The organism is Thermosynechococcus sp. FA-CM-4201 (assembly GCF_054689355.1).
Map to the genome: position 1 here is coordinate 298,601 of NZ_CP079920.1, position 25,472 is coordinate 324,072.

The 25,472-nt window shown below is 55.2% G+C and carries 24 protein-coding genes; 8 read left to right on the forward strand and 16 right to left on the reverse strand.

Annotated features, from left to right (window positions below; translation table 11 throughout):
- Nucleotides 1–171 precede the first annotated feature (171 nt).
- From murC to KV190_RS01375, 3 genes are read left to right on the forward strand one after another with little or no spacing between them, the layout of a single operon-like run.
- On the forward strand, nt 172–1,596 hold the full coding sequence (murC, locus tag KV190_RS01365; protein ID WP_460195194.1) for a UDP-N-acetylmuramate--L-alanine ligase: 1,425 nt from the start codon (nt 172–174) through the stop codon (nt 1,594–1,596).
- Complete coding sequence (murB, locus tag KV190_RS01370) at nt 1,593–2,498, forward strand: UDP-N-acetylmuramate dehydrogenase (protein WP_460194263.1); 906 nt, start codon at nt 1,593–1,595, stop codon at nt 2,496–2,498. Before murC ends, murB begins: the two co-directional genes overlap by 4 nt.
- Before the next feature lie 5 nt (nt 2,499–2,503).
- Nucleotides 2,504–3,586 (forward strand): tetratricopeptide repeat-containing glycosyltransferase family 2 protein, encoded by a 1,083-nt coding sequence (locus tag KV190_RS01375; RefSeq protein WP_460194264.1) that lies wholly within the window; start codon nt 2,504–2,506, stop codon nt 3,584–3,586.
- 7 nt (nt 3,587–3,593) lie between these two features.
- Here KV190_RS01375 and KV190_RS01380 read toward each other — a convergent pair whose 3' ends face one another.
- From KV190_RS01380 to KV190_RS01405, 6 genes are read right to left on the reverse strand one after another with little or no spacing between them, the layout of a single operon-like run.
- Nucleotides 3,594–5,303, reverse strand: coding sequence for an NAD+ synthase (locus tag KV190_RS01380; protein ID WP_460195195.1), 1,710 nt, complete (start codon nt 5,301–5,303; stop codon nt 3,594–3,596).
- A gap of 24 nt (nt 5,304–5,327) precedes the next feature.
- A complete protein-coding gene (locus KV190_RS01385) occupies nt 5,328–6,038 on the reverse strand; it encodes an NUDIX hydrolase (RefSeq protein WP_460194265.1) in 711 nt (236 codons plus the stop codon).
- Complete coding sequence (locus tag KV190_RS01390; protein WP_460194266.1) at nt 6,035–6,595, reverse strand: nicotinate-nucleotide adenylyltransferase; 561 nt, start codon at nt 6,593–6,595, stop codon at nt 6,035–6,037. Before KV190_RS01390 ends, KV190_RS01385 begins: the two co-directional genes overlap by 4 nt.
- Nucleotides 6,592–7,905 carry a nicotinate phosphoribosyltransferase gene (locus KV190_RS01395; protein ID WP_460194267.1) on the reverse strand — a complete coding sequence of 438 codons (1,314 nt, stop codon included), beginning with the start codon at nt 7,903–7,905 and terminating at the stop codon, nt 6,592–6,594. Before KV190_RS01395 ends, KV190_RS01390 begins: the two co-directional genes overlap by 4 nt.
- Before the next feature lie 24 nt (nt 7,906–7,929).
- A complete protein-coding gene (locus tag KV190_RS01400; protein WP_460194268.1) occupies nt 7,930–8,919 on the reverse strand; it encodes an o-succinylbenzoate synthase in 990 nt (329 codons plus the stop codon).
- A 12-nt stretch (nt 8,920–8,931) separates the two neighbouring features.
- Complete coding sequence (locus KV190_RS01405) at nt 8,932–9,381, reverse strand: hypothetical protein (RefSeq protein ID WP_460194269.1); 450 nt, start codon at nt 9,379–9,381, stop codon at nt 8,932–8,934.
- Between the two features lie 145 nt (nt 9,382–9,526).
- Between KV190_RS01405 and recJ the strand changes: the two genes are divergently transcribed.
- A complete protein-coding gene (recJ, locus tag KV190_RS01410; protein WP_460194270.1) occupies nt 9,527–11,773 on the forward strand; it encodes a single-stranded-DNA-specific exonuclease RecJ in 2,247 nt (748 codons plus the stop codon).
- 289 nt (nt 11,774–12,062) lie between these two features.
- Here recJ and KV190_RS01415 read toward each other — a convergent pair whose 3' ends face one another.
- Complete coding sequence (locus KV190_RS01415) at nt 12,063–12,815, reverse strand: YebC/PmpR family DNA-binding transcriptional regulator (protein WP_460194271.1); 753 nt, start codon at nt 12,813–12,815, stop codon at nt 12,063–12,065.
- A gap of 84 nt (nt 12,816–12,899) precedes the next feature.
- A complete protein-coding gene (locus KV190_RS01420) occupies nt 12,900–13,040 on the reverse strand; it encodes a photosystem II reaction center protein K (protein ID WP_011056031.1) in 141 nt (46 codons plus the stop codon).
- Between the two features lie 79 nt (nt 13,041–13,119).
- Between KV190_RS01420 and tadA the strand changes: the two genes are divergently transcribed.
- Complete coding sequence (gene tadA / locus KV190_RS01425; RefSeq protein ID WP_460194272.1) at nt 13,120–13,614, forward strand: tRNA adenosine(34) deaminase TadA; 495 nt, start codon at nt 13,120–13,122, stop codon at nt 13,612–13,614.
- Here tadA and folK read toward each other — a convergent pair.
- Nucleotides 13,535–14,116: a 2-amino-4-hydroxy-6-hydroxymethyldihydropteridine diphosphokinase gene (gene folK / locus KV190_RS01430; protein ID WP_460194273.1), complete on the reverse strand. Its 582-nt coding sequence runs from the start codon at nt 14,114–14,116 to the stop codon at nt 13,535–13,537. The genes tadA and folK overlap by 80 nt on opposite strands.
- A 69-nt stretch (nt 14,117–14,185) precedes the next feature.
- Between folK and btpA the strand changes: the two genes are divergently transcribed.
- Nucleotides 14,186–15,076: a photosystem I biogenesis protein BtpA gene (btpA, locus tag KV190_RS01435; RefSeq protein WP_460194274.1), complete on the forward strand. Its 891-nt coding sequence runs from the start codon at nt 14,186–14,188 to the stop codon at nt 15,074–15,076.
- Here btpA and hisG read toward each other — a convergent pair whose 3' ends face one another.
- From hisG to KV190_RS01450, 3 genes are read right to left on the reverse strand one after another with little or no spacing between them, the layout of a single operon-like run.
- Nucleotides 15,077–15,712 carry an ATP phosphoribosyltransferase gene (gene hisG / locus KV190_RS01440; RefSeq protein WP_310840502.1) on the reverse strand — a complete coding sequence of 212 codons (636 nt, stop codon included), beginning with the start codon at nt 15,710–15,712 and terminating at the stop codon, nt 15,077–15,079. It abuts the gene before it with no gap.
- A 3-nt stretch (nt 15,713–15,715) separates the two neighbouring features.
- On the reverse strand, nt 15,716–16,942 hold the full coding sequence (locus tag KV190_RS01445; protein ID WP_460194275.1) for an ATP phosphoribosyltransferase regulatory subunit: 1,227 nt from the start codon (nt 16,940–16,942) through the stop codon (nt 15,716–15,718).
- A gap of 6 nt (nt 16,943–16,948) precedes the next feature.
- Entirely contained in the window at nt 16,949–17,896 is a 948-nt protein-coding gene (locus KV190_RS01450) for a J domain-containing protein (protein WP_460194276.1), read from the reverse strand.
- Between the two features lie 767 nt (nt 17,897–18,663).
- On the opposite strand from KV190_RS01450, the gene KV190_RS01455 reads away from it, so the two are divergent.
- Nucleotides 18,664–19,104 carry a hypothetical protein gene (locus KV190_RS01455; protein WP_460194277.1) on the forward strand — a complete coding sequence of 147 codons (441 nt, stop codon included), beginning with the start codon at nt 18,664–18,666 and terminating at the stop codon, nt 19,102–19,104.
- Between the two features lie 56 nt (nt 19,105–19,160).
- Nucleotides 19,161–20,549: a malic enzyme-like NAD(P)-binding protein gene (locus KV190_RS01460; RefSeq protein WP_460194278.1), complete on the forward strand. Its 1,389-nt coding sequence runs from the start codon at nt 19,161–19,163 to the stop codon at nt 20,547–20,549.
- A 3-nt stretch (nt 20,550–20,552) separates the two neighbouring features.
- Here the strand turns inward: KV190_RS01460 and KV190_RS01465 are convergent, their stop codons facing one another.
- The 4 genes from KV190_RS01465 to KV190_RS01480 form a co-directional block, all read right to left on the reverse strand.
- Nucleotides 20,553–21,863, reverse strand: a complete 1,311-nt coding sequence (locus KV190_RS01465) for an S-layer homology domain-containing protein (protein ID WP_460194280.1) — start codon at nt 21,861–21,863, stop codon at nt 20,553–20,555.
- A 176-nt stretch (nt 21,864–22,039) separates the two neighbouring features.
- Nucleotides 22,040–23,917: a cation:proton antiporter gene (locus tag KV190_RS01470; RefSeq protein WP_460194281.1), complete on the reverse strand. Its 1,878-nt coding sequence runs from the start codon at nt 23,915–23,917 to the stop codon at nt 22,040–22,042.
- Nucleotides 23,918–24,114: 197 nt separating this feature from the next.
- Nucleotides 24,115–24,417, reverse strand: coding sequence for a DUF2499 domain-containing protein (locus tag KV190_RS01475; RefSeq protein WP_460194282.1), 303 nt, complete (start codon nt 24,415–24,417; stop codon nt 24,115–24,117).
- Nucleotides 24,417–25,469 carry a zinc-dependent dehydrogenase gene (locus tag KV190_RS01480; RefSeq protein ID WP_460194283.1) on the reverse strand — a complete coding sequence of 351 codons (1,053 nt, stop codon included), beginning with the start codon at nt 25,467–25,469 and terminating at the stop codon, nt 24,417–24,419. The genes KV190_RS01475 and KV190_RS01480 overlap by 1 nt, the downstream gene beginning before the upstream one ends.
- Nucleotides 25,470–25,472: the final 3 nt, after the last annotated feature.

Sequence of the window (25,472 nt, forward strand, 5' to 3'; positions counted from 1 at the left end):
GACATATTTGCCTTGGATCTGCCAGTATTAGCCCATGAGGATTGAGGGTGACCTGCTATGATGAGCCTAAGGATTTATGCCTATTGATACTCATCTATTGATATTAATTATTGATTCAAGGTATTTCTTTTTGGTGGAGCAAAGGAGTTGTTTGTGGCAAATCAGCCAGTGATGGAGTTTAGTGAGCGTCCATTCCACTTCATTGGCATTGGTGGTATTGGTATGTCAGCCCTTGCCTACATTCTCGCCAAGCAGGGCTTTAGGGTGTCTGGATCCGATTTGCGCCCCAACCGTTTGACCGAGCAACTGGCTGAGTTAGGCGTGCAGATCTTTATTGGCCAGAGTGCGGCCAACCTTGAAACGTATCCCTTTGCCCCGCTGCCTCAAGTCATCTGCTCCACCGCCATTCGCAGCGATAATCCTGAATATCAAGCGGCTCAACGGTTAGGCTGTCCTATTTTTCACCGTTCCGATGTGCTGGCGGCACTGATGCACCGTAGCCAAAGTATTGCCGTTGCAGGTACCCACGGTAAGACAACCACCAGCAGCATGATTGCCTATTTGCTGTTGCAAGCCGGGCTGGATCCAACGATTATTGTTGGGGGTGAAGTGGCGGCTTGGCAGGGCAACGCCCGTGTGGGTCAAAGTCCTTACCTTGTTGCTGAAGCCGATGAGTCCGATGGCTCCCTGCGCAAATTCCATCCCCATATTGGCGTCATTACGAATATCGAGCTTGACCACCCCGATCACTACAATTCCCTAGAAGAGGTGGTGGCCACGTTTCAGCAGTTTGCTGATCAAGCAGACATTGTTATTGGCTGTGCCGATTGTCCGAATATCCGCGATCGCCTGCGTCATCCGCACCTGTTGACCTATAGCCTGCAGCGGCAAGCGGACGTGGACTACTGTGTGGATCATATTCAATACACCTCTGAGGGCACCACGGCACGGGTTTGGGAGCGGGGCACCTCCCTTGGAATTCTGCAATTAAATGTCTTGGGCGCCCACAACCTGCAAAATGCCTTGGCGGTGATTGCCGTGGGACGTTATCTGGGCATTGACTTTGCCACCATTGCTGCTGCTTTACTAGAGTTTCGCGGTGCCCGCCGCCGCTTTGAAGAACGGGGACAGGTGAATGGGATTCGCTTTATTGATGACTATGCCCACCATCCCAGCGAAATTACTGCAACTTTAGAGGCAGCTCGCCTGCAAGTGGGTACGCAAGCCCCTTGGCAACGGGTCGTAGCTGTCTTTCAACCCCATCGCTATAGCCGCACCCAAACCTTTCTTGAGGCCTTTGGCCAGTGCTTCACCGCAGCGGATCACGTGATCTTGACGGATATCTATAGTGCGGGCGAACCCAATCCCGGCACAATTAGTGGTGCCGATGTGGCCACCTGTGCCCGTCAATATCATGCTTCAGTAGATTACTGCCCCACCCTTGAAGCAGTACAAACTCGCTTGGCGCATCTGCTGCAACCGGGGGATTTGGTCATCTTCCTTGGGGCTGGCAACCTCAATCAACTCATTCCGTCTGTAATGGCGGATCAAGAACAATTAAGTGTCTCTTCCCTCACTGAGGCGATCGCCCTATGACCTTGGCCTGCTTGCCCCAAACCCAGTGCCCCCTACAACGCCACATCTCCCTTGCCGAGTTTACGACCTTGAATGTGGGTGGCGCTGCCGAATGGTTTGTGGAACCGCGTACGATTACTGAATTGCAAGCGGCCTACACTTGGGCACAGGAAGAGCAACTGCCGATTACGGTTTTGGGAGCAGGGTCTAATCTGTTAGTGAGCGATCGCGGTGTGGCGGGTCTGGTGATCTCCACTAAGCATCTGCGCTATCTCAAAAGTGATCTAGAGACTGGGCAACTGACGGTGGGTGCGGGCTATCCCTTGCCCAAGTTGGCTCACTATGCCGCAAAACTGGGCTGGCGCGGTCTGGAGTGGATTGTTGGCATCCCCGGCACTGTAGGCGGGGCAGTGGTGATGAATGCGGGTGCCCATGGCGGTTGTACAGCGGAGCGACTGGTGTCAGCAGTGATTTTAGAACCCGATGGCACCTTGGCAGTGGTGTCGGCACGGGAGTTGGGTTATGCCTACCGCACATCGAATCTTCAGGATACGCAGCGCTTGGTACTGCAAGCCACATGGCAGTTGGAACCCGGCCATGATCCTGCCCAAGTAAAAGCAGCGACCCAAAAACACCTCAGCGATCGCCTGCGGACGCAGCCCTACGATTTTCCCAACTGTGGCAGTGTCTTTCGCAATCCCCAAGAGCGCACAGCGGGCTGGTTAATTGAGCAAACGGGCTTGAAGGGCTACCAGATGGGACGTGCTCAAGTTTCCGAAAAACACGCCAACTTTATCCTCAACTGTGGCGGCGCAACGGCCATGGATGTCTATCGTTTGATCCGTCATGTGCAAACCACGGTCGCCGATCGCTGGTCGGTGTGGCTGCACCCAGAAGTCAAGCTGATTGGTGACTTTGCCTAGCACCTATGGCCATCACCCTCTGCATGATTGTGCGGGATGAGGCGGCACGCTTGCCCCAATGCCTTGCCAGTGTGGTTGGTGTGGTGGATGAAGCGGTGATTGTGGATACGGGGTCACAGGATGCAACGGTGGCGATCGCCCGCGATTGGGGGGCACGGGTCTATGAAGTCCCTTGGCAAGAGGATTTTGCAGCCGCTCGCAACATTGCCCTGAAATATGTCACCACGGAGTGGGTGCTGGTGCTGGATGCCGATGAAACTTTAACTCCCACCTTTGCGGCTGTCCTGCCCGACATTTGCCAACAACCCCACTGGCTGGTGGTGACGCTGCTACGACAGGAATTGGGTGTGGTGCCCCCCTATACCTATGTGTCGCGCCTCTTTCGTCGCCATCCCGACCTCTTTTTTCAGCGTCCCTACCACGAAACGATTGATGACAGCGTGCTTGCCCTGCAACAGCGGGAACCCCATTGGCAAATTGGTCACGTTAACGGTGTCGCCATTGTCCATAGCGGCTATCTTGGTGCCCAGCGGCAACAGAAGCAGGAACGAGCCGAGCGGATCATGCGCCGCTACCTTGAGCAGCACCCTGAGGATGCCTACCTGTGGAGTAAATTAGCCGGTGTCTATCTGGCCACAGGAAACTGGCAGCAAGCTCAGCAGTGTTTAGAACAGGGCTTAAAGGCCAAGACACTCCCGCCAGCGATCGCCCATGAACTTTACTATCAGCAGGGGAATCTCTATGCCGAGCGCGGGGAGTGGCCAGCGGCAATTGCAGCCTATGAAATGGCTCTAGGAACGCCCACCCCTGCGGTGATGCATCTTGCCACCTATCTGCGGCTAGCGGACGCCCAAAAGCAATTAAAACGTTGGGGCGATGCCCTTGCTACCTACGATCGCCTGCAAGCGTTGGATCCCACCTGTGCCTTGGCCTATCAAAATCAGGGGGCACTCCTACTACGCTTAGGAAAGGTCAGTGCGGCCCTTGACAAGCTGCGTCAAGCCATTCACCTATTGTGGGATCAAAATCCTGCGGAAGCCCAGCGCCTCACCCAAGAACTGCAAGCAATGGGACTGCTCCCACCGTGAACTTCACCTACCACTCTGCTGCAATTGGCATCCGCCAACCGGAACCAAAGGCGCGATCGGTAATCTTTAAGCCCGGTGCCGCCTGCTGGCGTTTGAATTCTGCCCGTTGAACCATGCGGCGCACCCGCTGTACAAGGTCGAGATCGTATCCGGCAGCAGCGATGTCGTGATCCGACTGGTGGCGATCGATCATCCGTGCCAAAATGCCATCGAGAATATCGTAGGGCGGGAGGCTATCCTGATCCGTTTGGCCGGGTTTAAGTTCAGCACTGGGGGCTTTGGTGAGAATGTGGGGGGGAATCACCCCGTCGCCTGCGATCGCCAGCTCGGGAATCGGATGCCCCTGAGCGGCCTGCTGATTCAACCAATGGCAGAGTTCATAGACGCGGGTTTTGGGTACATCGGCAATAGCCGCGAGACCACCACTCATATCGCCATAGAGGGTGCAGTAGCCCACCGCCAGCTCAGATTTATTGCCGGTGGAAATGAGCAAGTGGCCAAACTTGTTGGCGATCGCCATCAGCAGCGTACCGCGAATGCGAGCTTGGATATTTTCCTCGGCAACCCCACTGGGGGTACCAGCAAATAGAGGCGCCAGCACCTCACTGTAGGTCTGCATCAGGGGCGCAATCGGTAAGACCTGCGTGGCAATGCCCAGATTTGCGGCCAAGTCCTTGGCATCCGTAATTGAGTGATCGGAACTGTAGGGAGAGGGCATCAACACCCCCAGCACCTGTTGGTTGCCCAAGGCAGCCGTCGCGATCGCTGCCACCAAGGCTGAATCAATCCCGCCACTGAGACCAATCACCACCTGCTGAAAGCCACATTTGCGAGCGTAGTCGCGCACCCCTAGCACCAAGGCTTGCCAAATTTCCTCGGGTTCACTGCTGGCTGCGGGGGCGATCGCCGTCGGTTCGAGGTCTCCCTTTTCCCAGCGCACAGGCAGGAGATCTTCGCGAAAGCCCTTGGCTTGACTGACAATCTGCCCCTGACGATTCACCGCTAAACTGCTGCCATCAAAAATCAAATCATCATTGCCCCCCACCTGATTGGCATAGATTAAGGGACAGCCATACTGCTGAGCCGTGTGTTCAATCAACGCCTGCCGCAACTTCGGTTTGCCAACACAGTAGGGCGATGCTGAAAGATTCACAATTAGATCCGCCCCCTGCGCCACCAATTCAGCAACGGGATTGCGCTGGTAGTGCCGCTCTCCCCAAAACTGCTCATTGTTCCACAGGTCTTCACAGATGGTGACGCCAATTTTGAGTTGATCGCTGGCCGTCGTCAGCGTAAAGAGATTCTCCGTACCGCCGGGGGCAAAATAGCGACATTCATCAAAGACATCGTAGGTGGGCAATAACTGCTTGGCAAAGACCTGTTGCACCTGTCCCCCCTTAAGGAGTGCCGCGCCATTGTAGAGGGGCTTTTCTCCCTTTACGCCAGCGGCGGGATTGGCTAGCACTGTGCCCACTAAAACCGCCACATCAGCCGGTAAGGCAGCGGCAAGGTGGTGCAGTTCCGCTTGCATCGCTTCAACAAAGTAGCGGTTGAGGAGCAGATCCTTGGGGGGGTAGCCACAGAGGGCAAGTTCAGAGGTGATCAGCAGATCCAGAGGTTGCTGGCTGCGGATCTCTTGGACTGCGGTGAGGATTGCTTGGGCATTGGCTTTGAGAATGCCGACGGTGGGGTTGAGTTGCGCAATCCACAGATGCACGGCCATAGGAATTCCTCAAAAAGTTTAGACAAAAACTAGGGGTTTATCCTTGAGCGGCGCAAAGGCCTCGCGATCGAAGCGGTAGAGGGTTGCCGGTCGGCCCGCCCCTCGGATCACTTTTTGGTGCGTATCCTGCAAAATGCCCAGTTTCAGAAGCCGTGAGCGGAAGTTGGAGTAATCAGAAAAGTTCGCCCCCAAGACCGTGCTGTAAAACTGGTAAAGATCATTGAGGGTGAAATACTCAGGCAACACATCAAAGGCCACAGGGCTATACTCCAGCTTATTGCAGAGGCGGCGGTGACCATAGGCCAAGATTTTGCTGTGGTCAAAGGCCAGTTCTGGACAGGCACTTAGGGCAAACCACTGCACTGGAGAGTCCCCCGCTGCAATCAGTTCCGCATCGGCAAAGCGCACTAGGGCAAAGTAACTCACCGAGAGATAGCGCTTGCCATAGGTGGTCTCACGGGGATCCCGCGCCGGTTCGCCAAAGGTGTACAGTTGCTCCAGATAGAGGTTACTGACGCGAATTTTTTCCGCGAGGGTGCGATAGGCAGCCGCTTCGAGGGATTCCCCCTGCCGCACGAGGGTACCGGGCAGGCTCCAATACCCGGCAAAGGGCACCTGTTGTCGCTGCACCAAGAGCACAAGGAGGCGATTTTGATCCGTATCCACGGAGAAAATGACGTTGTCCACACCAACAACAAATTCTGCAAGGGGCAAAGGGGAAGCGCTCATGGCTGGGAGTAAAGTCCTTGCTGCTGAATGTACTGGGCGATCGCCGGCAGGAGTTGTTGTTCATCCCGCTGTTGCCGATAGGTCGTCGAGGAGACTGCTGGCCCACGATAGTTTGCCAGTTCCATCTCGGGACACAGTTGCCGCACAGCTTGCCAATCCTTGGGGTCAATGACGACGCCGGGACGCTGCAAGACCAAAAGCTTCACCTGTTTCAGGAGCTGCGCCGCCTGATACCACTGGGGTAGCTTAGTGAGAACATCACTGCCCACCACAAGGGTAAGGGGTTCATCGGGCCACTGCTGTTTCACCTGCTCAACGGAATGAATGGTGTAGGGGTGGCTGAGTTCGGGGTGATGTTCGACATTGGGGCGGTTGAGGCTGCGCACCAAGAGATTGAGCATGGCTTGGCGATAGGGCAAGGGGGTTTGCTGCCCTTTGAAGGGGTTATCGGCTGCCCACACTAGGACGCGGTCATAGCGATCGCTCAACCACTGGAGAATATCCCCGTGGGCGGCGGTGGGTGGATCAGCACTGGTACCAAAAAGGGCGATCGTCATGGGCGGTGGCGTAACTGTTGAATCAGGGCGTCAAGGGCAGGGGAATAAACCACGGGCTGGGTCACATCCAAGAGGGTCTCCGGCAATTCCGCTAGGCTAGCACGGTGGCGATCGCGAATTGTCGCCAAGGACTCCGGCGGATAGAGGGGGCGTCCTGCCTTCATGACGGGTTCGAGGAGCGGTCTGCCCCAAACATTTTCCTCGCTGGCAAGGGCAAGGCAATCCCCACTGGGGCGGCGATAAATTTGCTTGCGTCCGGGTAGGGTCATTTTGCCACTGGAGACCTTCATCACCCCCTGACCATTGATCTCGACTAACTTATAGACCCCATTGACCGGATCTCCCGTTACCAGCTTCGTGCCAATGCCATAGGCATCAATACAGGCCCCCGCTGCTCGTAGGCGGCGAATTTCCCCCTCATCGAGATCGCCACTGGCAATGATTTTCGCTTGGGGTAGGAGTTGACGAATTTTCTGGGAGAGGCTCAGCAGATCCCCTGAATCAATGCGCACCGCTTTGACGACAATTTCCCCAGACGCTTGGCGATCGGCAAGGGTGGCAACGGCAGCTAATGTGTCATAGGTATCTACTAAGAGCGCCCCTTCGGGGTAGTAGCGCAAGAAGACCGTAAAGGCATCCTGTTCTGTACCGGCAAGGGTGGCGATCGCCATCACAAGGGAATGCGCCATCGTGCCTGTGGGGGCAACCCCCAACTGCTGTGCTGCTAAGACATTCGAGGTGGCCGTAAATCCGGCGGCGAGGGCTGAGCGTGTTGCCCACAGGGACGCTTGGGGACTAAAGGCACGGCGCGTCCCAAATTCCAACAGATCAATCTCTGCCCCCACCAACTGTCGCAGCCGAGAAGCGCGGGTGGCCACAAGGGTTTGGTAGTTCACGATATTGAGCAGACAAGTCTCTAGCCACTGGGCTTGCCAAAGGGGCGCCTCAATCCGCAGCAGGGGTTCTTGGGCAAACACAATTGTTCCTTCCGGCACTGCCCACACATCCCCCCGGAACTGGCTCTGGCTCAACAGCTCCCAGAAGGCAGCGGGTGCGCGCTCAAAGACCGCTAGACCTTTCAAGTAGTCAATTTGTTGGCGGGTGAATTGCACCTGTTGTAGGTATTCCAGTACCTGAGCTAACCCCATCGCCACCAGATACGTATATCCGCGGGGCAGTCGCCGCACACTCAGTTCAAAGCTGGCGGGTGTCCAAGCCAAATCCTCACCTGCGTAGGTGGCCACCATCGTCAATTGGTAGAGATCCGTCAGCAAACTGTAGTCACTGGCGGCCAAGGTGAAACCCGTCATGGCTCTGAGGATGTAAAGGATGTTTTATTTATAGTAACTTTTACCATAATTGTCAAGGCGATGCCATTCTGCCTCATAGTCTGCCAAAGAGGTGAGCAGGGGTGCCGATCGCCAGCGTTCAACGCCAAAGCCAAGGGCACGACAGGGCTGCCATGTTTCAAAGCACTGAAAAATTGCCGTGCGGGCGATCGCCCCTTCGAGGGCAGAGGAAAAGACCAGCCGCTGCGGTTCTAAACCGTCACGCAACAGGACACTCAAGCGGTCTGGAGAGCCAAACAGCGCTGGCTTAATCACAAAGAGTCCCGGCCAGCCCCACTCTAACCAACGCTGCAATTCCGTTGCACTCACTACACTCTCATCGAGGGCGATCGCCGTTCTCACCGTTTGCGACAGCCGCAATAGAGCTTGCCATTGATTGGGGGGTAGCGGTTGCTCCACATACTCAATTTTGCCGTTCCCATGGCGATCGAGCCAAGTCAACCAGTGCACTGCGGTTGCTAAATCCCAGCTCCCGTTGGCATCAAGGCGTAATTTTGCGACCTCGGGCAGTGCCGCCAATAACGTCGTGAGGATCCCTTGCTCTTCCTCTGGGGACAGGACACCAACTTTCCACTTGAATGTGGTTTGCCCCTGCTGCCAAGGCTGCTGCCACTGCTCAAGGGCGGCTCGACCACTGCCTAAAAGGGCGCAGATTGGCCAAGGGCGGAGCCGATAGGGAAGTTGCCCGACACTCTGCCATGCCGTGGCAAAACCAAACTGGGCGGCGGGGAATGCCTCTGGAAGCGTGGCAATGATCTCGGGGGTGAGGTAGTAAGGCAGTTGCTGACACAGGGCAATATCGGCACTGAGGGTTTCGCTGCCCCAGCCGGGGAGAGGGGCAATTTCACCGTAGCCCACTTGGCCGTGTTCATCTTCGAGGCGCAGATAAATTCCTGAGCGCGATCGCCAGACCCCCTGCGCCGTTGCCAAGGGTTCCCGAAGGGGTTCCTCGTAGATACGCCACCGCCAGCGCACCCCTAGCCCCCACTAAACCCGTTCGAGGGTTGCCTCTAGTAAATGTTTGAGCTTATGGCTGTTGTGAATACCGCTGAGGAGTGTGTAGTGATTGGCGTCTAGTTGCCAGTAGTGCTCGAAGCCCGTACAGCGGTTGGCATCCCCCAGCAAAATAAACTGCTGCACGATCGCGTGGGGCGTAATCCAGCCTTCCCCTTCTAGCCGACCAAAGAGGCTGTGTTGGAGCACATAGGTAAACACCTGCTCATCTAGTTCCAACTTTCCCCGCGACTGCAACACTAATTCTGGCTTCACTTGTCCGGGAAACGTAATCTTGGCCGCCATTGAAAACCAGTCATCTTGGCCGTAGGAGACTAAAATCTTCCCCGTCACTGGAATCGGTTCTTGATTGGCCTCTAGCCACGTGCCCTTGAGCAGCCACCGCCCCCCATCAACTAAAAATGTATGATTCACGTTTCTCATATCCCCAATGGCTGTCCTGATTGTATCGTTACCCTATGGGTAGGGGTAGAGATCGGCAGAACTTTTTGCTAATTTCTCCAGCTTGGGCGGGCGATCGCTATGATCAAAGAAGATCTTTGCCGCCTTCCCTGAGAAATTCACCGCCATGCAGCGTCCTTGGCAAGTCTATTCCGCTGACCCCGCCCCCCTAGACTTCATTGAGGCAATCCAGAAGCTCCACCCCGATGCGGGCGCCATCACTGCTCAGTTACTTTGGCAGCGAGGCTATCGTGATCCGCTTCGGCAAGTGCCCCCTTTTTTAGATTGGCAGTACTATGAGTCAGCCTCTCCCCTTGAGTTTCCAGAAATGCCTGCTGCCCTAGGGCGCTTGCAGCAAGCCTTCGATCAACAGGAAAAGGTTGCCATTTGGGGAGACTTTGATACCGATGGGGTCACGGCCACCGCCGTCCTCTGGGAAGGACTCAAACCCGTTTTGGGGGCGCAATTGGTGGATTTTTACATTCCCAATCGCCAGCAAGATTCCCATGGTCTCTCGCGCCATGGCCTTGAGGAGCTTCAGCAAAAGGGAGTTTCTCTAATTATCACCTGTGATACGGGCTGCACCAACGATGCTGAAATTGCCTTTGCCCGTCAGTTGGGGATGGATGTGATTGTTACCGATCACCACACCCTTGAACCCACTCCCTTGGGGGCTGTGGCGCTGATCAATCCTCGGCAGTTACCTTGGGATCATCCCCTGCGTCATTTATCGGGGGTTGGCGTCGCCTACAAATTTTTGGAAGCGGTTTATGCCCGATGGCCAGAGAAAACCCAAGGATATTCCCTAGAGACTCTCCTTGATCTGGTGGCCATTGGCCTGATTGCCGACTTGGTTGAATTGCGCGGAGAGTGCCGCTATCTTGCTCAGCGCGGCCTAGAACAACTCGGAAAGTGTCAGACCCTACGCCCGGGGATTGCTGTCCTTTTGAAGGGGGCATCCAAAGGCACGGCGCGGCAACGGCAGATTAGTTTTACCATCGCACCCCGCCTCAATGCTGTCAGTCGTGTCGAGGGAGATGTGCGATCGCTGATTACGCTTTTGACGACTCAAAATTGGCACCAAGCACGGCAGTTGGCACAGCACATTGAAAAAGTGAATGCAGAACGGCAGCGACGCCAAAAAGAGATTGCCAAGATGGCCCATGACAAAGTCGCTCAGTTGGATCTCTCAGCATCGCGGGTGATTCTGCTTACCGATGACACTTGGCCATTGAGTCTTTTGGGGCTAGTGGCCAACGAGATGGTCAAAACCTATGGCCGCCCCGCCATTTTGCTTCAGACCCATCCAGAAACGGGCATGGCAGCAGGTTCGGCGCGGTCGGATGGCTTTGTGGATCTCTATGAAGCACTCCACAGCCAACGGCATTTATTTGAGGGATTTGGCGGGCATCCCTATGCAGCGGGCTTTCGGCTCAAGATGGCGCATATTCCCCTTTTGGAAGCGGCTCTGAACCAATTCTTGACCCAAAAAGAGGGCACCGCTAGCGCCACACCACAACCCTTGCGGATTGACTTGGAAGTGACCTTGGATCAACTCAATCAGCGATTGCTCAAGGAACTAGAAGTGCTTGCCCCCTTTGATGCCACCCACCATCCCCCGCCGCGATTGCTGGTGCGCAATGTGGAACTCACTGACCTCAGGGATAACAATAACCGCCAGAATCAGAACACCAGAAGATATGTCTCAATGGTGCTCCATGACGGCCAGCACACCTTTCCTGCCAAGTGGTGGGATCATCAAGTGGGGGATTGCCCCAAGGAACGCTGTGATCTGGTGATTGAGCTAGAGCAGTGGCAAGAGTCCCTCTCAGCCGTCATTAAAGAGCTGCGACCCAGTGCAACCCATGTGATCCAAGCGGCATCTTTTCAGTCCCTCATGGATTATCGCGATCGCCCCTACGAGGCCAGCGTCAAGGGTCTGCGCGTCGAAACCTGCCCGACATCACGGGAAAGCTGGCGCCAATGGATTCAGCGCGCAAAAAGAGAACAGCAACCCTTGATTCTGGCCTACTCTCCCCCCCCAGAGCAGGACGCCTTAAAGGTCTGGCAGGAATTCCTGACGCTGTGCCAACAAGCCAGTCAACAGGGAACAGGTTTACACCGCGAGGGGCTGCGGGAACACCTTGGCATTGAAGCGGCCACCTTGAACTATGCCCTCAATGTGCTGGAGACACTGGGGGTTCAAGTTATTCAGAGTGGAGAAGAGTTTTGGTGTGAGTGGCCACCCGAAGTGAAATCTTCCCCCCATACGGCAGTGGCCTTAGAGACCTTCACAGCAGCGATCGCCGAGGAGAATTTCCGTCGTCGCTATTTTGCTGCCGCCCCCCTCCAAGCACTTCAGGAAACACACTAAAAACTGGCTACAACTTTTTTTCAACAGGGAACTGAGGAACACACACGAGCCGACAGGGGAAACACACAAGGCGGGAACACACGGGCAATCAACGTTGATCGAGAGAAGAAGAGCGATCGCTCTGAGGAGAGCCTCAATCTGGTTACACACAACGTGCCTCGGTGCAATGCCTGCAACCGTACTTTTATCCTCCCACGGCTGCCTTTGGCTGCCTACCGTGTTTCCACTCAACTTTGCCAACCTTAAGAAAGAAGAAATTCTCCCTCAGATTCCGTAAAACCACGGATGCCTAGACGTACATCGCCTCCATCAGGGCATCGCTCATCGTGACGTTGGTGGCCACACTTTGAATATCATCGAGATTTTCGAGGGCATCCATGAGCTTAAGGACGCGCCGCGCCGTGTCTTCATCAGTGATTTCTACGGTATTCATTGGAACCCAGCGGCTTTCGGTGTCGAGAACAGTGTAGCCGTGTTCTTTCAAAGTTTCGCTGACGGTTTCAAGGGCGGGTACGGGACAGCGCACTTCGGCCACCCCCTCTAGGATCTCATAGGTTTCAACATCCGCCGCCAGTAGTGCCTCAAGGAAGGCTTCCTCATCTGTAGGGGCGGTAACAGTAACCATGCCCCACTGCTCAAACATCCAGCCCACACAGCCGGTTTCGCCGAGGTTGCCCCCCTGTTTATTAAAGGCAGCCCGCAGATCCGCTGCCGTGCGATTGCGATTATCCGTGAGGGCCTCAATCAAAAACGCCACACCCCCCGGCCCATACCCTTCGTAGCGAATTTCTTCTAGGGGAGCATCACTGTCGAGGGTACCGGTACCCTTGGCGATCGCCCGTTCAATATTTTCACTGGGAATCCCTGCGGCTTTGGCCTTCTCAATGGCGCTGCGCAGTTGAAAGTTGCCCGCTGGATCTCCTCCCCCATGCCGCGCCGCAATAATGATTGCTCGCGATAGCCGCGCAAAGATCTTGCCCTTTTGGGCATCCACCCGCGCCTTCTGCCGTTTAATGTTTGCCCACTTACTGTGACCTGCCATAGGGGAAGCACATGCAAAAGTTAAGAATAACCCCGCTGAAATCAACGGGGCAAGTCAACAGGGTGATTTTGATCGAAGCGATCTTTAACGGAAACCGACAGCGGCTTGCCAAACAAAGGCCAAGGCCAAAAAGAGCACAGGAATCACGGGCAGCACATCCACGAGGGGATCAAAAATGGCGTAGGCTTCCGGGAGTTTAGCAACCAAAACCAAAGCATCAATCATGGTGTTTTCCTAAAAGAATTCAGCGATCGCAAGAGAACTGAAAAAATAGTACCATAGCCGCTGCGGCAACGGGATCGCCATGCCAGACATTCTCCCTTTATCCGAAACCGACCCGCATGACTTTTGGATGCAACAGGCGATCGCCCTTGCAGAACAGGCAGGAGCCGCCGATGAAGTGCCCGTGGGCGCGGTGATTGTCAGTGCCGAGAATGAACTGATTGCCACGGGGGAAAATCGCCGCCAGCGAGATCATGACCCCACTGCCCATGCCGAAATCATTGCCCTCCGCCGCGCGGGTCAACGTCTAGGGACGTGGTATTTAACGGGCTGCCGCCTCTACGTGACCCTAGAACCCTGCCCGATGTGTGCTGGTGCCATTATCCAAGCCCGCATTCACACCCTCATCTATGGGACGACCGATCCAAAAGCAGGGGCCATTGATTCAGTGCTGCAACTTCCCCAAAGCCCAGCAGTGTTCCACCGCATTCAGGTGATTAGCGGGGTGCAGGCGGCGGCCTGTCGGCAGCAGTTGCAAACGTGGTTTCGCCAGCATCGTCAGAAAGAACGGCAATAATGCCCGCATCCCCCACCCGCTCCCGTAGGGTTTGGATGGTTTCACCCAGTAGAGGGTGTTGCCAGTGGGGGGCGATCGCCGCAAGGGGCACAAGGACAAAGGGCCGCTCGGCCAAGCGGGGATGGGGCAGGGTGAGTTCAGCGCTGGTTATGACGCGATCGCCATAGAGCAGCAGATCGAGATCAAGCGTCCGTGCCCCCCAATGCTCTTGCCGTTGGCGACCAAATTGCATCTCAATCCTTTGCAGCGCTTGCAGGAGTGCCCAAGGGGAAAGTTGCGTCCGGGCAATGAGACAACCATTCCAGTAGTCCGGTTGCGGGGGGCCGACGGGGGTCGTGCGATACCACGGCGAGCAGGCTAAGACATCGATCCCCGGCGTTTGGGCAAGCATTTGGACGGCTGAGCGCAGTTGCAGCAATGGCTCACCAAGGTTGCTTCCGAGGGCGATCGCCACGAGGGGGGGGTCAGACGGGGATATACTTAAGTCAGTGCATTCTGCCATTGTGCCTGTGTAGAGTGCCTGCCACTCCTCCTGTTATACCTGCACTGTTCACCTATCGCCGAAATCGTTGTGGATCTCCGGACTCTCTTTCACACTGCAACCCCCGTCATTGGTGTTGTCCACCTCCTTCCCTTACCCACCTCCGCCCGTTGGGGGGGGAGCCTCAAGGCCGTTATTGACCGCGCAGAACAGGAAGCCACAGCCCTCGCCTCAGGGGGAGCCAATGCCATTATTGTTGAGAATTTCTTTGATGCCCCCTTCACCAAAGATCGGGTGGATGCCGCCGTTGTCAGTGCCATGACGTTAGTCGTGCAGCGGTTAAAGAATCTGGTGTCCCTGCCCATTGGCCTGAATGTGCTGCGCAATGATGCCTTTAGTGGTCTGGCGATCGCGGCCTGTACCGGGGCACAATTTATCCGCGTCAATGTGCTCACTGGGGTAATGGCGACAGATCAAGGCATTATCGAAGGCCAAGCCCATCAACTCCTACGCTACCGCCGTGAACTGGGGCAAGACATCAAAATTTTTGCCGATGTGATGGTGAAGCACGCCCAGCCGCTCCACAGTCCGAACCTCGCCACTGCGATACGGGACACCTTTGAACGGGGACTCGCCGATGGGGTGATTCTCTCCGGTTGGGCAACGGGACATCCGCCCACTGAGGAAGATCTATCCGTCGCCGCCAGTGCCGCCAAGGGACAACCCCTCTTTATTGGCAGTGGTGCCTCTTGGGACAATGTGGAGCAGTTGGTGCCCTACGTCAATGGCGTCATTGTGGCCAGTTCTCTGAAGCGCAATGGTCAGATTGAACAACCCATTGACCCCATTCGTGTCAGCCGTTTTGTTGAAGCATGGCAGCGGGCCCACCACAAGATGCAGGAACTCAATCGCGCCAATGGCAACTGCCGCGGGTCGATCAATGAACCCTTGCCAGCCATGGTTGTGCACGGCCAAAAGTAATTAGGCGATCGCCCCTGTTAACTGCGGAACATAGTGTCCAAGTCCATTGAGGTTGAGGCGATAGCTGCGGGGATGGGCAATCAAGTAGGCTGTGCTGCTAAAAATTTGCTCTAACTCCACAAGGCCATTTTCCTTGAGGGTGCGCCCCGTTGACACCAAATCCACAATCGCCTCTGCCATACCCGTAATTGGTCCTAGTTCCACCGAACCATAGAGCGGCACAATATCCACGGGCAAATCCAACTGCTGGAAAAAAGCATCGGCACAGCGGACAAACTTTGAGGCGACGCGGCAATGGGGGGGCAAATCGCGGGCACTGCGGTAGGGGCTAGAGGCTTTGACGGCCACCGACAGCCGACACTGACCAAAACCTAAATCTGCTAGCTTGGCTACGTGGGGATTTTTTTCCCGCAGCACATCGTAGCCCACAATGCCCAACTGCGCTTGACCATACTGCACATAAACGGGGACATCTTGGGCACGTACCAAAAGGGCGCGGGCTCGGCCATCCTGAGAAAGCACCTGAAGTTGCCGATTTCCCGGCTCGAGGAGCGCTGCAAAATTTAAGCCCACCCGTTGGAAGTAGGCAATACTGTCTTTGAGTAGGGCACCTTTGGGTAGGGCGATCGTTAGCATGGCCTAGACACTCTGAATCTGCAAATAGGTTGCCCCATCACTGAGGGCTTCGATCTGCGGTGGCGCATCACGCTCAATCCAAGCAATATAGGGAATCTGGCGATCGCGGGCATAGGCGCGGATTTGCTCTGGCGTTAGATCCAGAAGTGCCAACTCCACCCGCGTCGAGCCATCCAAGCGTAGGGTTTGGGCATGGTGTAGGGCGGCAGCGAGAGCACTGGTTGTGCGGGGAACCACCAGCCATTGACTGCGGGGAGCTAAGAGGGCGGCGGGGGGGATGGCGATCGCCTGCAAGAGCGCCTCGACATTAAAGACAAAACCAATTCCCGGCACCGTGGCACCATCGGGATGATAGATACTGAGCAGTTGATCATAGCGCCCCCCTTGAGCCACCAATCGCAGTTCCGTTTCCGTGGGAATCAAGACCTCAAAGATAATCCCCGTGTAGTAATCAAAGGACTGCACAAGGCTGAGATCAAGGGTAATCGCCAAAGACTCGGCCACCAAGCCCAACAACTGTTGCAATTCCGCAAAGCGATCGGCCACCCCTGCCACGTCAGACCACTGCGCCAAACGTTCCCCGACTTCCCTTGGAGTGCCCCGTAGATCAAAGAGGGCAAGGGCGCGATCGCGCCAAGGGGTGGGCAGAGCCTGCAAACTCACGCGGTCTAAATTGGCCAAGCATTGGCGCACCGTTTTTTGCAGTTCCGCTGGAAAGGGACTGAGCAACTGTTGCGTCAGGTGGGCATCCCCCACCAAGAGATAGGCGTCCTCAACCGCTAACGCCCCAAGGCACTCCTGCACCAGCCAGAGAATTTCTGCATCGGCCGCTAAACCGGTTGCCCCCAGTAGCTCCACCCCCGCTTGGAAAAATTCCTGCTGGTTGCCCAACTCTGCCACGGTTGTCCGCCGAAAGACATTGGTTTTGTAATAGAGCCGTTGGGGCAGTTGCCGGCCTGCCATGCGAGTTACGGCGGCGCGAGCGATCGAAGCCGTTAATTCTGGCCGCAATCCCAAGGGTTCATCACCACTCCCCTGCACTTGAATGACCGTCTCGGGATGAACCGTGCCCCCCGCTGTGAGGGTTGCTAGGGTCTCGATGGTGGGTGTGATAATTTCTTGGTAGCCCCAGCTTTGAAAGACGCGCTCCAAGCGCTGCTCTAGCCACCGTTGCCGTGCCACATCAAGGGGCAAAATATCGCGGGCACCACAGGCAGGTTGATACACCATAGTGAATTATTTTTTCCCAAAAAGACCAAAGAAGGAAGATTTCTTTTTCTCCGGTTTTGGCGGCTCAGTATTTTTTTGCTGTTGCTGGGCTTTGCGCTCTCTTTTGCTAATTGCTTCGAGTCCCTGTATGGCCATCACCTCTTGAGGATTGAGCTTCAGGGCTTGATTAAAGTGAATTTTGGCCATGCTGAGGGAGCCTTGTTGCAGATACACCTTGCCCAGTAAAGCATTGCAGCGGGCACTGCGGGGGTCAATTTTCAGGGCATCCTTCAATTCTTTGATCGCTTCCAGATAAATGCCTTTATTAAAGAGTTCCTCTGCCCGTCGGAAGTATTGCTCTGTAAATTGCTCTGTTTTGGGAGCCTCTGTCGGTGGCGTCGTCCCTGTGGCGGCTGCTGGTGTGACACGCACTTGGGTTTCATCTGATTTGGGTGGGGGCGCAGGTGTAGAAACGGTGGGTGTGGCTGCGGTTGCCTTGCCGCCTGCCGATCGCCACAAGTAAATTAAATTCAGTTCGCTAATTTGTTCGCTGATTTTCAGAGCATTGTTTAAGTCTTTGTATTGATCTTGGGCAAGGGTATTGAGCGCCTTTTGATAGGCCTCTTCAACATTGGCGGCGTTAAAGACTTCCTGTGCCAAATCAAAGGTGGGCGTTGGTACAATATTGGCCGTTAGCAGTTGCTTTTCCAGCAAGCGCAAAATGACTTGATATTCTTCCCGCTCTTTTTCTTGGGAAAGCACCTCATAGGCAGGATTCACAAATTTGGAGAGCAAATCACTGGCCATTTTTTTGCCCGATTCATCATCACGGCTGTCGGGGTGCAGCGTTTTGGCAATTTTGAGATACCGCTTGCGAATTTCGGCGGGTGCTGCCGACAGTGGAATGCCTAGGGCAGCATGGAGATCCCGTTTGGAGTTAAAGCGACCCAGACCGTGATTGATCTCGAAGGGCATAATCAGTGAAACCGCAGGGGCAGAACATCATTAGATTATACCTGCTGATAGAGGAGGTTGGTGACGCTGTGCACTCCTTGAACATGTTTAGCCTACACTCCCTGATCCTTGCGTCGCAGTCGGGGGTTAAGGCGCGGCAATGTAGCGAAGCGGAGTTGCCAATAGACTAATGTGGATACAGTTGTTCTATGCAAACTCAAAGCCCCATCATTCACACCACAATTTAGCTGGATAGCTCCATCACTTTAGTGCGGGGCGGAAAAACCCTACAACGACTTTAGTCGTGGGAGTATGTCAAAACAGAGAGAGACCTAAATTCGGTGAAAAACCCGAACGATGACATAGAGAAGTAGAGGCAACTTTCAGGTTTGACCTGAGAGGAGTCAGTAGGGGCGTCTTGACAGCGCCATTACGAGTTCGATTGTGGACTGCGTAAGAATCCCCCGAATTCATTCGGCGGGAGTGTCAACGACAAATGGCACCTCAACCCAACGAGTGAACTCAAACAATTCGCCATCTTTTGCTGCTCAGCAAATAATCGTATAAACTCCCTTCCCTTCAAGGCAGTCGATTAAATGGGAACGCTAGCAAGGACTATCCTCTTTAGGGGTCAATTTGTGCCTGTGCCACTACTGGCATAGTTCCAACGAAAAACGGCGATTCACCTGTCAGGATCAAAGTATCAGCGTAACGACACCGCCCTTCGATACGGTTGACGCTTCAAAACGCTGGTTTAGGCCACTTCGCGTTTCAGGTAGGGAAATAGAATGATTTCGTTGGCACGTTTGGGTTGGTCACTTTCAGTTGTATTGGGAGTTGTTACCCTTGGGTTCACCAATGGGCTGGCGATCGCTCAACCGCTCTTGGCACGACAAAATCAATCCCCATTGGCCAATGGCCGGTATCTCCTTGGCGAGTCCCCCCAACCCCAACAGGTGGGTCATAGCTATATTGTCTTTGAAGTCAAAGATCAGAAAGTCTATGGGGCGTTTTACATGCCCAATTCCTCCTTTGATTGTTTTCGGGGTACCGTGGGCGATCGCCAGTTGCAGGTGACCGTTCTGCCCACCTACGAGGAGGAACCCTACCAAGCAGAAATTGATTTACCCAGTTTCTATAGCTTGCGTCGTATTAGTGCCAGCGATCGCGCCATTTTGGCCGCCTGCAAAGCCGAACCCCTGCCCATTGCCACCCAAACAGGAAGCTAGGCAGAGATGCTATCATCAGACGGTACCTTTTGCCGTTAACTTTTGGTTAAGTCTGAATGGTTAAGCTGACCCCGACGCCTGCCTATAGTCTGACGCTGCGATTAGAGACCTCTCTGGATCCGACGGAATTGGGAACCGTTCTTCAGGTCATTGGTGGGCAACAGGGGCAGGTGGGCTCCATTACCCTCCTTGAAAAAACGGCCAATACAATCCTGCGGGAACTGGTGGTGGTGGCTGCCAGCCGCGATCATGCTGAGGACATTGTCAATGCTCTGAAATCTGATACCCAAGCCACCGTGCTAGAGGTAAGCGATCGCACGTTTCGCCTCCATGAGGGCGGCAAAATCACCGTTAAAAGCAAGCATCCCCTTCAGGAATACGACGATCTGGCCATGGCCTATACGCCGGGCGTGGGTCGGGTGTCCCAGGCGATCGCTGACGATCCTCAATTGGTGCACAAACTCACGATCAAAAGCCATACCGTGGCCATTGTCAGTGATGGCAGTGCGGTCTTGGGATTGGGCAATATCGGCCCAGAGGCTGCTCTACCGGTGATGGAGGGCAAGGCCATGCTCTTTCAGGAATTTGCCGGTCTGGACGCCTTTCCCATCTGCTTGAGCACGCAGGATGTGGATGAAATCGTCGCCACCGTGAAGCGCATCGCCCCCGTCTTTGGTGGCGTCAACCTCGAGGATATTAGTGCCCCCCGCTGCTTTGAAATCGAAGCCCGTCTGCAAGCGGAATTGGATATCCCTGTGTTTCACGATGACCAGCACGGCACCGCCATTGTCACCCTCGCCGCCCTTAAAAATGCCCTGCAACTAGTGGGTAAATCCTTAGAAACGGTGCGCATTGTCATTAACGGTGCGGGGGCAGCCGGGATTGCCGTGGCACGACTCCTGCGCAAAGCCGGCGCCAAAGACTTCATCTTATGTAATCGCCGAGGCATTCTCTCGGTGCAGGCAGACCTGACCCCCGCTCAACAGGAATTTGCCGTTACCCAAACGGGAACCCTTGCTGATGCGCTTGTGGATGCCGATGTCTTTATTGGCTTAAGTGCCCCCGGCGTCCTGACCTTGGAAATGGTGCAACGCATGGCCAAAAAAGCGATTGTTTTTGCAATGGCCAATCCCGTTCCGGAAATCCAACCCGAACTCATCTATGACCATGTGGCGGTGGTGGCCACTGGCCGCAGTGACTATCCGAATCAAATCAACAATGTGCTGGCTTTTCCGGGGGTGTTTAAGGGTACCCTTGCCTGTCGGGCACCCCGCATGACGGAGGAGATGTTCCTCGCGGCAGCAGCAGCGATCGCGGCCTTGGTGAGTCCCTCGGAACTGCACTCAGCCTATATTATTCCCTCAGTGTTTGATCCACGGGTGGCACCAGCAGTGGCCAAGGCTGTCGAGGAATGCGCGCGATCGCTGGGGTTAGCGCGTGCCTAGTCTCTATTGCGAGACAGTAAAGGGTTGAGTCAGGGTCAAGCCCAAATCCGTATTGGCATCAATCACCACTAGTCGCTGCACGGCTGGATCAATGGCACCCCCAATAGTGGCACCAGCGGCTGCACCGGTAATCACTTTTTCGGGGGTAATCTTGCGATCGCCAATCACCGCAGAAGCACCGGTGGCCAAAGCAGCACCAATCAGTGTATCGCGAATAATGGAGGTAGCAGGCCGTCCTTGGTTGGTTTCAATCGCTGCCCCCGTCACAGTCCCCGTGAGCACTTTTAGGGGCGTAATCCTGCGGTCTCCCGCCAAGCCAGAAATCCCCGCAGCAACAGCGGAACCAATGGCCGCATTGCGGAAGACATTGCCAATGTTGGGGTCACGGGCATCGCGAATTGTACGAATTACTTGGGAATTGGCAGCGATCGGGAGTTGGCGATTATTGATCACCACCGTATTGGCCACAAATTGAGACCCCCCTTGGGCAGGCTGGATCTGGCCAAAAATTTCACTGCCCACGGGAATCACAACACGACCTTGGCTATCCCGGACATCGGCAGCCGTCACCAAGCGGATCGCAACACTTTCATTGGGGCTAAGGACAATCCGCTCTGCATCGGGGAAACGAGCCGGAATTTGCTGACCGGCTGGGAGCGCAATGGGCGAGGTGGTAGCTACACCTGCAATGTACTGCGTCGGGACAAGGGCTTGGGCACCGGGGGCACGGGTCGCCTGACAGAGGAACGCGGCAATATCAGCACGGGTGGCCAGTTGATTCGGCGCAAAAAACTGCACATTGGGATAGTTCACCACCACTTGTTTAGCGGTGGCAGCAGCCACACCCGCGCGTCCATAGGCGGGAATTGCAGCCGCATCATTAAACTGGGCTAAGACCCCCTCCACAGAAGGCGGTGTGGGATATTGCAAGCCGCTGGCCAAGGCCACGATCGCCTGAACGCGAGGAATATTTTGATTGGGCTGAAAAACATTGCCAGGGTAGCCACTCAAGAAGCCGGTACGGGTGGCATTTTGAATCGCACTCGCGGCCCAAAACGTGCTGGGGACATCGTTAAACGTACTGGGGGCACGCACCACTGGGGCATTGGGAAACGCCTTCCCCAGCATGGCTGCATATTCAGCCCGGGTGACTTCCGCAAAGGGGCGAAAGGTGCCATCGGGATAGCCGCTGATAATGTTGCGACTGGCCAAGTGGTCAATACAGGCCTGTGCCCAGATGCCTTGGGTATCGGTAAAACGGGATTGGGCTTGAACCGGAACAGCCGCTACAAGGGCAAGGGTACCAGAACTCATTAAACCGCAGCTCAAAACGGCCAAGCTGCGCTGCGCTAGGCTCTGCATAGCAAATCTCTCCAAGTAAGAGGGTATTCAAGTTATCTGAGAGGGTTTTGGCTACCCCTCAGCAATTTTGATTAGGAAAACACGTCAATCGTTGACTCTGCTGATGCCTATGGACGCAGTGCCATAGATTAGGTTCCCTTGGGGGTAGGGGCTTCACTGGGGACAAGAACCGATTCCACTTGGGTATTCATTTGCCAACCCGAAATTAAGGCAGCGGGTAGGGTATGGGGTTTAGGGCTGTGGAGCAGGTAAATGAGGCGATCGCCCACTTGCCACTCTTCATTGGCTCGCACCACCCGCAATCCCTCTGGCCGTTCCACAAGCAGGGGAAGCACTTTCCCAGAGCGGATCAAGGCGTCAAGGTGCTGGCGTTGCAATTGCGATCGCTCCTCCTCAATCACCAGTTCCCCCAGACGAACTGCCTCAGTGTTGATATATTGATTCCATTTTTTGATCGACAGTTGTGGCGCAAAGGCCGGACTCAACCCCAAGGGACAATCCTCTAACTCAAGGGCGGCCAAGACCCGTGGCGGGTGAAATTCTTCGAGGACGCGCTGTGCCAGCACCGCATTCACCTCAGTATTACTCGTCACAGCCAGATAGGTACCCAATTGAGTAATACCCGCCTCCTGCAAAATATTCAGGTCAAGGGCACTACTGAGATAGACGGGCAGGTGTTCACGGCGGGCTTGTTCGACGGCCTCGGGATCGGTGTCAATCATCACCACCTCTTCGCCGCGATCGCGCAAGATCCGCGCCAACAAGCGACCCAAGGGCGTACAGCCAGCAATCATCACCCCTGAAGCCCCTTGGGCACGCACATTCAGTTGCGTTGCCACCCAGCGAGCCGTTAAGCCTTGGCCGAAAACCGTCATCAAAATCGTCAGGAACACTTGTCCTTTGATGGCATCCCCCCCACTAATTCCCGCATTGGTAAGGGTAATGGAAAATAGAGAAGCCACTGAAGCCGCAACAATTCCCCGAGGAGCAATCCAACTGAGGAAGGCTTTTTGTTGCCAACTGAGATCACTGCCCCACGTACATAGGACAACGCCGAGGGGACGGATCAGGAACATTAAGCACAACACCGTGAGCACCCCCGACCAACCTAGCTCCAATAGGCCAGCGATCGAGAGATCCGCAGCGAGCAGGACAAACAAGACTGAGATCGAGAGCGTACTCAGTTGACCCTTAAAACGCCGCAGCAGCCGCCCCCCCGGCACATCCGACCAACGCAGTACCAACCCCAGAACCACCGCCATCATCAAACCGGATTCGCTCACCAATTGATCCGAGAGCCAAAATAGCCCCCACAGCACTGCCAGCACCAACAGGTTCCGCAAATCTTCCGCCAAAAACCAAGCGCGGTGCAGGAAGCGATTGAGACACCAGCCACCCATACCACCAATCAAGGTCCCCACCGCCAAGCGCTGAATAATCCCAAGGGCGATCGCCCCCATGCCGAGGTCTTGATTGAGAACTACGTTCAGCACCATCACCGCCAAAATGGCACCAATGGGGTCAATCAGTACCCCTTCCCCTTCGAGAATGACCGCCAGCTTATGCTCTACCCCCACTTGCCGCAGCAGGGGCCCAACAACCGTAGGCCCAGTCACCACCACGAGGGAGGCATAAAGAAAGGCCAGTTGCCACGGAAATTCGCCAATCCAATGGGCGGCCATGGCGCCAGCCACAAACGTCACCAATCCCCCCAGCGTCACTAGCTTCCAGAGGCTACCCGTAATATCTTGGTCAGCGCGGCTCAGGTCTAAGCTCAAGCCCCCCTCAAAGAGAATCAAGGCCACACACAGGGGTACTAACACCTCTAGGCCTTCGCCTAAAACTTCCGGATGGACTAGCCCCAAGCCACTGGGGCCTGAGACAATGCCCGCCAGTAACAACAGAACGATACTCGGCAGCCGTAGCCAATGGGCAGTCACTTGGGCACCAATGCCCAGAACAACGGTGATGACGAACAAGGCGGTGAGTTCGGCACTACTTTCCATCGCAGCCTCCACAGAGGTTTAGGCGTTTAGGGCTAGACTGACGGGCAAGCGTTCCTCCTTGTTCTACGCCAAAATTGAGTATTGGGCTGTTGCATTTGTCACACCCCATCGCGGGGGAACCTGATTACAGGATACTGGAAGTCTTTGAGCACTGCCAATTTCAATCAATCTTGTTAAGCTTTACTTCAAGAGGACAGCTAGGGTGCGCTTTGCGATCGCCACCACAGCCATGCCGCTGCACCACAGAGGGTACAGTTACCAATGAACGTGAGCAGCGCTTGCAGATCCACCAACCAAGCCAGTGTCACTGCATTATCGAAGTAATGCCACGTACAGGCACACATGGCACTCACCAACGCTGGCAGCATTGCCCATGCCAACCACCGCCACCCCTGCTCCGGACAGCGGCGATCCAGTTGTGCCACAAACCAAATGGCCGCCATCCACTCCAGCACACTGGAAATATGCACCATCCACGTGGGAATTGATAGGGCGTGCATTAGGACTCTGGATAAATGAGGATTTTATAGGTTGCCGGCGTCGGCTGTACTGCCTGTTCCACCGCTTCAGCCAGTTTTGATAGGGGATAGCGATCGCTGACGAGGGCGTTGACATCAATACGGCGGTTAAAGATAATCTCGCAGGCAAGGGACTGCAAGCGATAGGAGGAACTGTAGCTCCCCATGAGGTCAATCTCACGGCGATAGAGAATGTTGGGATTGAGGGTAATCTCCACCTCATCGGGAAACTCCGCAAAAAAGAGAATTTTGCCCCCCTTGCGAGTACACTCTAAAGCTTGGAAAAAGGCCTTCTCACTGGGAACCGCCAAGAGACTGACATCCACCCCCAAGCCGTGGGTCAGGGCCTGCACCTTGGCACTGAGATCTGGATCGCGGGCATCAAAAGCAGCAGCAGCACCCACTTCCTTAGCTTTAGCAATTCGGGAGGGCAGTAGATCGGTGGCGATCGCCCGTGCGCCAAAGAGATTCACCAACATAATAAACATCAGGCCAATAGGCCCTGCCCCAGTGATCAACACCGTCTGACCGGGAGCAATGCCCGCCTTCTTGACTGCCTTCAGACAACAGTTGGTGGGTTCAACAAAGCTCGCTTCTTCATCACTAATGTCATCGGGAATGGGGATTAAGCCCCCATGCTGCACAATATGCCCCGGCACTTTCACATACTCAGCGAAGCCCCCACCACTGGGGATAAAGCCTGCCGTTGTCGTTACTGTCTTATAGACATGGCACATCGAGTAGTTTTCATTCAAGCAGTAGGCACAGTGCATACAGGGAATATGGTGCATGACCACCACCCGCTGACCCACCTGCCAACCTTTCACGGCCTCGCCCACCGCCGCAATTTCACCCGCCGTTTCGTGGCCAAAAATACGAGGCGGCTCATAGAGGGGATAGCGAATTTTTTTGATGTCCGATTGGCACAACCCAACCACCCTGACCCGCACCAGCACTTCATCGGCAGCAATTTCTGGAATCGGAATCTCTTCGTAGCTGAGTTGATTCACCCCTCGGAACACTTGGGCTTTCATTGA